At 55.9% G+C, this 12,246-nt stretch carries 8 protein-coding genes; all 8 read left to right on the top strand.

Translation table 11 applies throughout. The annotated features are described in order from the left end of the window. The first annotated feature begins 83 nt into the window (after positions 1–83). The 8 genes from accD to pheA all read left to right on the top strand — a co-directional run bounded on the left by accD (position 84) and on the right by pheA (position 12,201). Positions 84–1,010 carry an acetyl-CoA carboxylase, carboxyltransferase subunit beta gene (accD, locus tag F6R98_RS08035; protein ID WP_194270238.1) on the top strand — a complete coding sequence of 309 codons (927 nt, stop codon included), beginning with the start codon at positions 84–86 and terminating at the stop codon, positions 1,008–1,010. 98 nt (positions 1,011–1,108) lie between these two features. Further along, positions 1,109–2,386 carry a bifunctional tetrahydrofolate synthase/dihydrofolate synthase gene (gene folC, locus F6R98_RS08040; protein ID WP_153248566.1) on the top strand — a complete coding sequence of 426 codons (1,278 nt, stop codon included), beginning with the start codon at positions 1,109–1,111 and terminating at the stop codon, positions 2,384–2,386. Positions 2,387–2,399: 13 nt separating this feature from the next. Continuing rightward, on the top strand, positions 2,400–3,605 hold the full coding sequence (locus F6R98_RS08045) for an SPOR domain-containing protein (RefSeq protein ID WP_153248567.1): 1,206 nt from the start codon (positions 2,400–2,402) through the stop codon (positions 3,603–3,605). Positions 3,606–3,721: 116 nt separating this feature from the next. Further along, positions 3,722–5,230 (top strand): amidophosphoribosyltransferase, encoded by a 1,509-nt coding sequence (gene purF, locus F6R98_RS08050; RefSeq protein WP_153248568.1) that lies wholly within the window; start codon positions 3,722–3,724, stop codon positions 5,228–5,230. Positions 5,231–5,274: 44 nt separating this feature from the next. Further along, positions 5,275–6,456, top strand: coding sequence for an O-succinylhomoserine sulfhydrylase (locus F6R98_RS08055; RefSeq protein ID WP_153248569.1), 1,182 nt, complete (start codon positions 5,275–5,277; stop codon positions 6,454–6,456). A 191-nt stretch (positions 6,457–6,647) separates the two neighbouring features. Beyond that, complete coding sequence (locus F6R98_RS08060) at positions 6,648–7,976, top strand: UDP-glucose dehydrogenase family protein (protein ID WP_153248570.1); 1,329 nt, start codon at positions 6,648–6,650, stop codon at positions 7,974–7,976. 419 nt (positions 7,977–8,395) lie between these two features. Then, positions 8,396–11,011 carry a DNA gyrase subunit A gene (gene gyrA, locus F6R98_RS08065; RefSeq protein WP_153248571.1) on the top strand — a complete coding sequence of 872 codons (2,616 nt, stop codon included), beginning with the start codon at positions 8,396–8,398 and terminating at the stop codon, positions 11,009–11,011. 77 nt (positions 11,012–11,088) lie between these two features. Next, positions 11,089–12,201 carry a prephenate dehydratase gene (pheA, locus tag F6R98_RS08070; RefSeq protein ID WP_153248572.1) on the top strand — a complete coding sequence of 371 codons (1,113 nt, stop codon included), beginning with the start codon at positions 11,089–11,091 and terminating at the stop codon, positions 12,199–12,201. The last annotated feature ends 45 nt before the right edge of the window (positions 12,202–12,246 follow it).

Raw genomic sequence — 12,246 nt, forward strand, 5'->3', positions numbered from 1 at the left:
GGTTTCCCTCACCCAGCCTCTCCAGGCGGGAGGGGAGCAGGTATTAGCTTCGCGATTTGCAGCATAACGAAGTATCGAGAGGAATAGCAGTGAGTTGGTTCGATAAATTGCTGACATCAAAAATCCGTACCGAAGCATCGGCAAAAAGTACGGTGCCGGAAGGTCTGTGGGTTAAATGTCCGGGCTGTAGCGCCATTCTTTATAAGGCCGAACTGGAGCGCAACCTGGAGGTGTGCCCGAAATGCGGACATCACATGCGCGTGTTCGGACGTAAACGCCTGGAAATTTTTCTCGATCAGGACACGCTCGAAGAGGTGGGCGGAGAGTTGCTGCCGCTGGATACGCTGAGGTTCAAGGACAGCAAAAAATACAGGGACCGGTTGATACAGGCGCAGAAAGCGACCAGCGAAAAAGACGCCTTGATAGTCGGCAAGGGCCGGGTGCTGGGCATCCCGCTGGTGGCTGCCGCCTTCGATTTTAATTTTATGGGCGGGTCGATGGGGTCTGTCGTCGGCGAGCGCTTTGTGCGTGGCGCGAACGTATGTCTGGAAGAATGTATCCCGCTGGTTTGTTTTTCCGCCAGCGGCGGCGCGCGCATGCAGGAGTCGCTGCTTTCATTGTTCCAGATGTCCAAGACCAGTGCGGTTTTGGCGCGTCTCGCGGGCAGGGGCATACCATTTATTTCCGTCATGACCGACCCGACCATGGGTGGCGTTTCCGCCAGTCTCGCCATGCTTGGCGATATCAATATTGCCGAACCCAATGCTTTGATCGGCTTTGCCGGTCCGCGAGTGATAGAGCAGACGGTACGCGAAAAGCTCCCCGAAGGTTTTCAGCGCAGCGAGTTTTTACTCGAACACGGCGCTATCGACATGATAGTGGACCGGCGTCAATTGCGTGAGCGCGTGGCGGGTGTTTTGTCGATGTTGACGCGGGTGGAAGCGCTGTCGCCGGTATCGAGAGAGGACAGTTTTCCTGTTCCTGTAGCCGTCCTCGGAAACGGCGCGTAGCGATAGGTGTTCCAAGATTATATTCCCGGTATGGCCTGTTTTCAGCCGCTGCGTCAAAACACGTTTCATGCGCATAATAACCCCGGATGAATGCACGTATGCGCTATGAAGAACTGAGCGAATGGTTGGACTGGCAGGAATCCCTGCATCCGAAATCCATCGACCTGGGGCTCACACGCGTTGCAGGCGTGCACAAGAAACTTCATCCCGGCTATGAACCTCCCATAACCCTGTCGGTTGCGGGTACCAATGGCAAAGGCTCCAGCGTTGCGATGCTGGAGGCCATATTGCGCGAACAGGGTTATCGGACTGGCGTTTATACATCTCCGCATTTGCAGGTTTATAATGAACGCATTCGCATAGATGGAAACATGGCCGATGATGCGGCGCTATGCGCCACTTTCGATCGTATCGATCAAGCGCGCGCCGATGTTACCTTGAGTTTTTTCGAGTTCGGAACGCTGGCCGCTCTGGATATCTTCGCCAGGGAGCGGGTGGATGTGCAAATACTCGAAGTCGGTTTGGGTGGACGCCTGGACGCGGTCAATATCCTTGACGCCGATGCGGCATTGATTACCAGCATCGGCGTCGATCATGTCGATTGGCTGGGCAGTACCCGGGACATGATAGCCATGGAGAAGGCCGGTATTTTCAGACCGGGCAAGCCCGCTATCGTCGGCGATCCCAACCCTCCGGCCTGTTTATGCTCTCATGCCGGTGTTTCGCTTCTGGGGCGGGATTTCGGTTACGAATTATCAGGTTCCGTCTGGAACTGGCGAGGGCTGGGTGCGGCGCTCGATCGGCTTGCCTGGCCGGCTATTCCAGGCAGGCATCAATTCATGAATGCAGCGGCGGCGATACAGATGCTGCGTTCGCTGGCTGATCTTTTGCCGGTAAGCGATCAGGCGATACGCAACGGCCTGAAAAATGTCCGCCTGCCGGGCAGATTTCAGTATTTCGGCGGAGGCAGCATTCCGGTGTTGCTGGATGTAGCTCATAACCCTCAATCCGCGGCTGCGCTGGCCGGGTATTTACAGGAGCAGTTTCCCGGTAAAACCATACGCGCCGTATTTTCGGTGATGCGCGACAAGGATATTCACGGTATTGTTGACGCGGTCAGAGGGGTTGTCGCCTGCTGGTATCTGGCGCCATTGAAATTGGATCGCGCGGCCAGGGGGGGCGACTTGTCCCGTTTGATGCAGGGCATGGGGGTCGAAAGCATACGCAATGGCTATAAAACGGTTGCTGAAGCGGTCGGCGCAGCTTTTTCGGATGCGCAGCCGGATGATTTGATTGTGGTCTTTGGTTCTTTTTTTCTGGCTTCAGAGTTTCTGGCTTTGGACCTGCAGTCAGGGTTGATATCCGGCTCTGTTTAACGAGGTAGTCACGATGGATCCGCAGCTTAAACAACGTTTGATCGGGGTAACGGTTATTGTCGCCCTGATTGTGATTTTCGTACCGATGTTTTTTGACGAAACGGATGACGCGCATCCGGTAAAAACGCTGGGAGGCGTTCCGCCGATTCCTGATGAAGTCAGGGAATCCAGGCTGGAATTACCCAAATCCACTGATGACGTGGTGCCCGCGGCGGAAGAAAAAGACTCTGATTCCTCGCGTGCCGGCACTTCGTCATCCGGCTACACGGTTATTCCGCTCAGCGACCCTGAACCGGTTCAGAAGGGAACCGCGGCGAAATCTTCCGCGCAGAAACCCCGTCCGCCGATAGAAATTGCCGAAGAAGAGCCTTTTGATGAGGCGGCTACTGTGCCGGCGCACCCTGCGCCTGCCTCTTCGGGAAAACCGGGTAAAACAACCGGCGATTCCAAGGGACAAGGCAAATCCCGTACTGCCGCGCCGGCGGCGTCTGCCGGCAGTATCGTCGTTATGGATGATGAGCCGGGTGGAGCGCCGGTAACTTCTGCGCAGAACGCAACGACGCCGGCATCCGCCGGTAAATCGGCCGCGCCACAGAGCAAGCCGGCGAACGTGGTGAAGCCCGCATCCAAACCTAAGGCGGTCGAAGAGCCTTCGGTCCAGGCTGCGGCGCCCGCGGTAAAACCCGCCGTGTCCGCTGCGCCTGTGGTGAAGTCATCGACAACTGCAGCGCCGGCGGTAAAGTCGGCGGCGCCTGCTGCGTCTGCACCGGCCCTGGCCCCGGCAGTTAAGCCGGTTGTGACCGCAGCGCCTGTGCCGACGCCCGCAGTCAAGTCGGCGGTGACCGTGGAAAAAGCGCCGACGCCTGTGGAAAAGCCGTCGGCGGCCAAATCAGGCGTTCCGCCGAAACCGGTGCTTGACGCAACGGTAAGCACAACTCCGCAAGCTGCGGCCAAACCGGCAGTTGCAGGCAAGGCGGATGCCGTTTCCGCCTGGGTGGTGCAAACGGGCAGCTTTACTACCGAAGTTAACGCGAAGTCGCTGGTTGAGCGTTTACGTCAATCGAAGTTTGCCGCTTTTGTAGAAGCGGTGCAGAGTGAAAGCGGTTCGGTGTATCGCGTGCAGGTTGGCCCGGAGCTGGATAGGGCGCATGCCGAGCAGTTACAGAAACAGATAGAAGGGAGCGTGGGGATAAAGGGCATAGTGCTTCCCCACCGCTGAAAACTGTATTCAACTGCTGCGCGTAGGTAATGCCGCAGCTGGATGCGCCCGCTTTTTACGATAGTGGTACGCGTTGCGTACCTTCTTACTTGAGATGATAGTGTGATGGCAGGATCATGTGCGGTATAGCAGGCATTGTTTCTTCTACTGCGGTTAATCAGGCGCTTTATGAAGCGCTGACCATACTCCAGCATCGTGGTCAGGATGCTGCGGGAATAGTGACATGCGAAGGAAGCCGCATGCATATGCGCAAGGACAGCGGTTTGGTGCGTGATGTGTTTCACACGCGGCATATGCGCAGCCTGACCGGCAACATGGGTATCGGGCATGTGCGTTACCCGACTGCCGGGTGTAGTTCCAGCGCTGAAGCCCAGCCGTTTTATGTCAACTCCCCTTATGGGATTACACTGGCGCACAATGGCAATCTGACCAACGCCATCGCGCTTAAACAGGAGCTGTTTGTTCAGGACCAGCGTCATATCAACACCGATTCCGATTCCGAAGTTTTGTTGAATGTGTTTGCGCACGAGTTGCAGAAGATCGGCAAGCTGAAAGTCGATGTGGACGATGTTTGCCAGACCGTTGCCAGAGTACATCAGCGTTGCCGCGGCGCTTACGGTGTGGTGGCGATGATTACCGGGTTCGGCATTATCGGTTTTCGAGATCCTTACGGTATACGTCCGCTGGTGTTCGGAGAAAAAGTCACCGAACAGGGTACCGATTACATGATTGCGTCGGAGAGCGTTGCGCTGGATGTGCTCGGATTTAAACTGATACGCGATGTCAAGCCGGGCGAAGCGATAGTCATAGAAAAGAACGGCCGTCTGCACACGAAGTTGTGCGCCGAACGGGCAATCACCTCGCCCTGCATTTTCGAGTATGTGTATTTCGCGCGGCCCGATTCCATTATCGACGATATATCGGTTTACAAGGCGAGGATGCGGATGGGCGACAAGCTGGCGGACAAGATACTGCGCGAACGCCCGTGTCATGATATCGATGTGGTGATTCCGATACCGGATACAAGCCGGAATTCTGCCTTGCAGCTGGCGACGCGGCTGGGTGTGAAGTATCGCGAAGGTTTTATCAAGAACCGCTATATCGGGCGTACCTTCATCATGCCCGGGCAGGAGCTGCGAGAGAAGTCGGTTCGTCAAAAGCTCAACGCCATAGGCATGGAGTTCAAGGGCAAGAATGTGCTGCTGGTGGACGATTCGATAGTGCGCGGAACGACTTCGATGCAGATCATCCAGATGGCGCGCGATGCCGGCGCCGCGAAAGTGTATTTCGCTTCGGCCTCGCCGCCGGTGCGTTACCCGAATGTCTACGGTATCGACATGCCCGCCGCAGACGAGTTGATCGCTCATGGCCTCACCGAAGAGGAAATCCAGCGCGAACTGGGAGCTGATTGGTTGATTTACCAGGATTTGCATGATTTGCTCGAAGCGGTGCATAAGGGTAACCGCCGTTTGCATGGCTTCGATACGTCCTGTTTTAATAATGTTTATGTAACGGGCGACATAGACAGCGCTTATCTCGATCAACTGGGTGTGGATCGTTCGGATAACGCCAAGATGGTCAGGGGTGAAGATGTTTCGATTATGGAGTTGCATAACTCCGTCTAGCGCGTGTCCGGATTGTTTCAACTTTGCCGATTGAGTATACAAAGATGTTCGAGTCCGATCAGGAAACATTTGAAATTGAAACGCTGGCTATCCGCGCCGGACAGGCGCGCACCCATGAACAGGAGCACAGCGATCCTATTTTTGCGACGTCCAGTTATGTATTCGGCAGCGCCGCCGAAGCGGCGGCGCGCTTTTCCGGCAAGACGTCCGGAAATATCTACTCGCGTTTTACCAACCCGACCGTGCGGGCGTTCGAACAGCGTTTGGCGGCCCTTGAGGGCGGCGAGCGCTGCATTGCCGTGGCTTCGGGGATGGCGGCTATTGCTTCCGTCGGTTTTGGTCTGCTCAAGGCCGGGGACCATGTGATTTGCTCGCGGGCCGTATTCGGCAATACGGTCATGCTGTTCCAGAATTACTTTTCCAAGTTCGGGGTTGAAGTCAGCTTTGTCGATTTAACCGACTACGACGCCTGGCGCGACTCGATACGCGACAGCACGCGTTTCCTGTTCGTTGAAACGCCGTCCAACCCGTTGACGGAGATCGTCGATATCGCGCGGCTGGCGGAGATCGCGCATCAACGCGATGTGTTGCTCGTAGTCGATAACTGTTTTTGTACTCCGGCGTTACAGCGTCCGCTCGCCTTGGGCGCCGATATCGTGGTGCATTCAGCGACCAAATACCTGGACGGGCAGGGGCGTTGTATCGGCGGCGCAGTCGTCGGCGGACAGGCATTGCTGGACAAGGAAATTTATCCTTACCTGCGCACAGGGGGGCCGACCATGAGTCCATTCAATGCCTGGGTGTTTCTGAAAGGTCTGGAGACCCTGTCGTTGCGTATGCGTGCGCACAGTGAAAACGCGTTGGCTTTGGCGCAATGGCTGGAACAACAGTCCTGGGTCGAACAGGTTTATTATCCCGGCTTGCCGTCGCATCCCCAGTACGGTTTGGCTCTGCGTCAACAAGTCAGTGGCGGCGGCATAGTCAGTTTTCGCGTGCGCGGCGGGCAGGAGCAGGCCTGGCGTATCATCGACGCCACAAAAATGCTTTCCATTACCGCCAATCTGGGGGACGCCAAAACGACGATTACCCATCCTGCGACGACAACGCATGGCCGATTGAGCGATCAGGATCGCGAAAAGGCCGGTATCGGCGCCGGGTTGGTGCGTGTTGCCGTGGGTTTGGAGCATATAGCCGATATCAAGCGGGATTTAGCCCGGTCGTTTTAAATACTGCTTTACGTGCATGATCCGGGTAATCGACGGTTTTTCATTACGATGTAACAAAATCTCGCGTAAACTGTAATATTACCTAACTAATCAGCGTTTTTTGTTTACCCGGGGTCAGGCGCGGTTGGGATGTCTGATCCGGTGCTGAAACAGAGCGTTGAATCGGTGCAACACATCTGGAAAATTAAAGCATGAAAGTCTCAATATTCGGTTCAGGCTATGTAGGGTTGGTAACGGGCGCTTGTCTTGCGGAAGTGGGCAATGACGTCGTGTGCATCGATATCGACGAAGCCAAGATCGAACGTTTGAACCGCGGTGAAATTCCGATACATGAACCGGGTCTTGATGATTTGATTGCGCGGAATATGCAGGACGGACGCTTGCATTTTACCACCGATATCGATGTCGCCGTTGCGCATGGCCTGTTTCAGTTTATCGCCGTCGGCACGCCGCCGGACGAAGACGGTTCGGCCGACTTGCAGTACGTGCTGGCTGTAGCGCGCAGCATAGCCGAGCGCATGCAGGATTATCGCGTGATCGTCAATAAATCGACGGTGCCGGTCGGAACCGCCGACCGCGTGCGCGCGGCCTTGAACGAGCGCCTGCTGGCGATCGGCAAGCAGGTTGAGTTCGATGTCGTTTCCAATCCGGAGTTTCTGAAGGAAGGCGCTGCGATCGATGACTTCATGAAGCCGGATCGTATTGTGGTAGGCACCGACAATCCGAGAACCACCGAGCTGCTGCGCGCGTTGTATGCGCCGTTTAACCGCAATCATGATCGTCTGGTATGCATGGATATCCGCTCTGCGGAGTTGACAAAATATGCGGCCAACGCAATGCTGGCGACCAAAATCAGTTTCATGAATGAGTTGGCCAATCTGGCTGAGCTCCTCGGGGCCGACATAGAAAAAGTGCGTGTCGGCATCGGTTCCGATCCGCGTATAGGCTATCATTTTATTTATCCGGGGTGCGGTTATGGCGGCTCCTGTTTTCCGAAGGACGTCAAGGCGCTGGAAAGAACGGCGCGCGATACCGCTTACCAGGCGAAGTTGTTGCAGGCGGTGGAAGCGGTTAATGAAAGCCAGAAGCATCGTTTGTTCGAAAAAATCAGCAGGCATTTTGGCGGAGATCTGGAGGGTAAAACCATAGCCGTATGGGGTTTGGCATTTAAACCGAATACCGATGATATGCGCGAGGCGCCGAGTCGCTCGTTAATCGAAAAGCTATGGGCGCATGGCGCGCGCGTACGCGCCTTCGATCCGGTGGCGATGGATGAAGCGCGCCGCATCTATGGCACGCGTTCCGGTCTGGTGTTGTGCGAAACCACCGACCTGACACTGGAGGGCGCCGATGCCCTGGTGATCGTAACCGAATGGAATGTCTTTAAAAGCCCCGATTTTCCGCTGATCCGTGAAAAACTGTCGACTCCTGTCATATTTGACGGACGCAACATTTATGATCCTGAAAGTCTCAAGTCGCTTGGGTTCAGCTATTACGGCATCGGGCGCGGTGGGAACTGATCGAGACCGGTGAAGAAGGCAGCGTTCCGAACTGCGCCGCTTTTTCTTTCTGATGGCGGATCATTTATCGAGACCAGCGCATAAGAGCTGCAGGCTTTAGCATTCGATCTGTCCTGCTTTCGTGCCGTGCAAATCGCGAAGCGAACTCCTAATCTTTTTTCCCGCTGGGAGAGGCTGTGTGAGGGAAACCGGGCATGGCGCAAACGTTTGCATGATAGGGGCCGACGCTTGCGCCATGCCCGGTTATATAGGGATAGCCCGCTCTTTAGCTTTTGGGACTGCCGGGTGCTGTTATCCGCTTTCTGTTTTCGGACAGTTAAGTTTGGTTGCCTTATGTTTCGGTTTTCGCTCCGATGGACGCGCGAAATCTGTTATAATTTGCCGTTATTGCGCATTTAACGCAAACTGAAACGACCCTGATGTCCTCTTTTGCCAAAGAAATAGTCCCCGTAAATCTCGAAGACGAGATGAAACAGTCCTATCTCGATTATGCCATGAGCGTAATTGTCGGACGCGCGTTGCCGGATGTTCGCGACGGCTTGAAACCCGTGCATCGGCGAGTGTTGTTTGCGATGCAGGAGCTGGGCAACGATTGGAATAGGCCTTATAAGAAATCCGCTCGCGTTGTCGGTGACGTGATCGGTAAATACCATCCGCACGGCGACTCGGCCGTATACGACACCATCGTGCGCATGGCGCAGCCGTTTTCACTGCGTTACATGCTGATCGACGGCCAGGGCAACTTCGGTTCCGTCGATGGCGATCCACCGGCGGCCATGCGTTATACCGAAGTTCGCATGTCGCGCATTGCTCACGATCTGCTTGCGGATCTGGACAAGGAAACCGTCGACTTCGTGCTCAACTACGACGAGTCGGAGCGTGAGCCGTCGGTACTGCCGACGCGTATACCGAATCTGCTGGTCAACGGTTCGGCCGGTATTGCGGTGGGCATGGCTACCAATATCCCGCCGCACAATCTGACCGAAGTGGTCAGCGCCTGTCTGGCCCTGATCGATACGCCCGAGACTTCCATCGAAGATTTGATGCATATCATACCGGGCCCGGATTTTCCTACCTGGGGTATCATCAACGGCGCCGGGGGCATACGTGAAGCCTACCTGACAGGGCGGGGACGCATTTATCTGCGCGCACGTTGCGAATTCGAGGGCGAAGAAGGCGGCAGGCAAAGCATTATTGTCAAGGAGCTTCCCTACCAGGTTAACAAGGCGCGCCTGCTGGAAAAGATCGCCGAACTGGTCAAGGACGGGAAGCTGGAAGGTATTTCCGGGCTGCGTGACGAGTCGGACAAGGACGGCATGCGCATGGTTATCGAGTTGCGGCGCAACGAAGTACCCGAGGTCGTGCTGAACAATCTCTATCAACAGACCCAGATGCAGAATGTATTCGGCATCAACATGGTGGCGCTGATAGACGGCCGTCCCCGGTGTCTGAATCTCAAGGCGATGCTGGTGGCTTTTATCGATCATCGGCGCGAAGTTGTCACCCGGCGCACCGTTTTTGAATTGCGCAAGGCGCGTGAGCGCGCCCATGTTCTGGAAGGTCTGGCGGTTGCGCTGGCCAACCTGGACGAAGTAATCGAGCTGATTAAAACATCAGGCAATCCGGCGGAAGCGAAGGAACGCCTGCTGGCGCGGGTATGGGCGTCCGGTTTACTGGCGGAACTGCTGGCGCGGGCCGGGGAGGCCAATCGTTCGCGGCCGGAAAATCTGGAGCCGGAATATGGCATGGACGGTTCGGGCTATCGTCTGTCGCCGGTACAGGCGCAGGCGATACTGGATTTGCGCCTGCATCGTCTGACCGGTCTGGAACAGGACAAGATTATCGACGAGTACAAGGCCTTGCTGGAGCAGATTGACGGCCTGCTCGACATTCTGGGTGACGATAGGCGCCTGATGTCGGTAATCCGCAATGAACTGGTGGCTGTGCGCGACCAGTTTGGCGATAAGCGCCGCACCGAGATATTGCATGATCGTTTGAACCTGAGCGCCGAAGACCTGATCACCGAAGAAGATATGGTGGTGACGGTTTCACACGAGGGCTATGTCAAGTCGCAGCCGCTTTCGGATTATCGTGCGCAACGCCGTGGCGGACGCGGCAAGCAGGCTGCGGCGACCAAGGAAGAAGATTACATCGAAAAACTGGTGGTGGCGAATACGCACGATACCATTCTGTGTTTTTCCAGCCACGGCAAGGTTTACTGGCTCAAGGTGTATGAGTTGCCCGTTGCCGCGCGCGCGGCGCGAGGTAAGCCGTTTGTCAATTTGCTGCCGTTGCAGGAGGGGGAGCGCGTCAATGCCATACTGCCGGTACGCCTGTTCGACGAGAGCCATTTTATTTTCATGGCGACTTCCTCGGGTACGGTGAAAAGAGTGGCGTTAAGCGAATTCGAGCGTCCGCGCCCCAGCGGCAAGATTGCGATCGAACTGCGCGAAGACGACCGTCTGGTCAATGTGGCGGTCACCACCGGCAGCCAGCATATCATGCTGTTCAGCAGCGACGGCAAATCGGTCTGTTTCAATGAATCCGATGTCCGCGTGATGGGTCGCACCGCCGCCGGCGTGCGCGGCATGACGTTGCATGAAGGTCAAAAAATAATCGCGCTGATTGTTGTCGAAGGTGATGCCGCGCAGGGAACTGTGTTGAACGTAACCGAAAACGGATATGGCAAACGCACCTCAATTGCCGAGTTCCCAAGGCATAAACGTGGTGGACAGGGCGTTATTGCAATACAGACTTCCGCGCGCAACGGCGCGGTAGTGGGTGCGGTGCAGGTGGATCAGCCCGATGAAATCATGCTGATTACCGATGCCGGCATCCTGGTGCGTACGCGCGTGGCTGAAATTTCGGTGGTCGGACGTAATGCGCAGGGCGTTACCGTGATTCGTTTGAGCGATGGAGAAAAACTGGTTGGCGTGGATCGTATCGCCAACCTTCCCGATCTGGAAGGCGATGAGGCGGAGCCTGACGCAAGGGATGGCGCCGAGCCTGCCGACGATGAGGATGCCGCCGGCTAGTTCCGAGGACATCGGTGCACTGTGGGGTATAAGGGTAGTTGCGATTTCGTTTTATATCTGATTCGAAGAGAAATTCTGTGACTGTTGAACAATCGCTGAGCGATTTGCGGCGGCAAATCGATGATATTGACGACCAGATTCTGGCTTTGATTAACCGCAGGGCGCGTTGCGCCCAGGCTGTTGGCGAGGTCAAGGCGCGGGAGACCGATGTTGCGTCGGGCGGCTCCAGTTTTTATCGCCCCGAACGGGAGGCTGAGGTTTTGCGCCGGGTTGCGCAGAATAACCCCGGGCCTCTGGGCAATGCTGCGGTCATACGTTTTTTTCGAGAACTGATGTCCGAGGGGCTGGCGCTCGAGCAGCCGCTGACCGTGGCGTTTCTCGGACCGGAAGGCACGTTCAGCCAGCAGGCGGCGTTTAAGCATTTCGGGCGGGCTATCCAGGACAGAAGCGCGGAGAGCATAGGCGATGTTTTTCGCCAGATCGATCGTAAGGTTTGCCAGTTCGGCGTTGTCCCGGTGGAAAACTCCACCGAGGGTGTGATAACCCAGACCCTGGATTGTTTTCTACATTTTCCGCTGCTGATAGTCGGCGAGGTGATATTGCGTATCCATCATAATTTGATGGGCGTCCGCGCCGATTTGAGCGGAGAAAACGCACACGCAATTCGTTGCATCTATTCGCACCAGCAGTCGTTGGCGCAATGCCGGGGATGGCTGGATAAAAACCTGCCTCATGCGGAACGCATTAGCGTCAGCAGCAATGCGGAGGCTGCGCGTAGAGCGGTTGATGAACCCGATGCGCTGGCAATCGCCGGCGATACGGCGGCTGAAATTTACGGCTTGCATATTCTGCATAGCCGTATCGAAGACGAACCCGGCAATACGACGCGTTTTTGGGTAATAGGGCATAATCCGGTCGGCTCTACCGGCTGCGATAAAACTTCGTTGCTGGTTTCCACGCAGAATACGCCGGGTGCGCTCTACAATACGCTGGAGCCCTTTGCCCGCTTCAAAATCAGCATGAGCAAGATCGAATCCAGACCTTCCCGGCGCGAGAACTGGGACTATGTTTTTTTTATCGACGTCGAAGGACACCAAAGCGATCCCGCGCTTGCCTCCGCGCTTCAAGCGTTGCAAGGGTGCGTGAATAGTCTCAATGTACTGGGTTCCTATCCGCGCGCCACAGTCTGATATGCGGTTTTTTAGCTGGGAATCGTTGCGTGTTTTATCCGGCGA

Source organism: Candidatus Methylospira mobilis, from assembly GCF_009498235.1.
GTDB classification, from domain to species: domain Bacteria; phylum Pseudomonadota; class Gammaproteobacteria; order Methylococcales; family Methylococcaceae; genus Methylospira; species Methylospira mobilis.

Bases quoted from the DNA above. Each gene is read 5' to 3' on its own strand.
- folC (WP_153248566.1), top strand. From the start codon at position 1,109: ATGCGCTATGAAGAACTGAGCGAATGGTTGGACTGGCAGGAATCCCTG.
- F6R98_RS08045 (WP_153248567.1), top strand. From the start codon at position 2,400: ATGGATCCGCAGCTTAAACAACGTTTGATCGGGGTAACGGTTATTGTC.
- purF (WP_153248568.1), top strand. From the start codon at position 3,722: ATGTGCGGTATAGCAGGCATTGTTTCTTCTACTGCGGTTAATCAGGCG.
- F6R98_RS08055 (WP_153248569.1), top strand. From the start codon at position 5,275: ATGTTCGAGTCCGATCAGGAAACATTTGAAATTGAAACGCTGGCTATC.
- F6R98_RS08060 (WP_153248570.1), top strand. From the start codon at position 6,648: ATGAAAGTCTCAATATTCGGTTCAGGCTATGTAGGGTTGGTAACGGGC.
- gyrA (WP_153248571.1), top strand. From the start codon at position 8,396: ATGTCCTCTTTTGCCAAAGAAATAGTCCCCGTAAATCTCGAAGACGAG.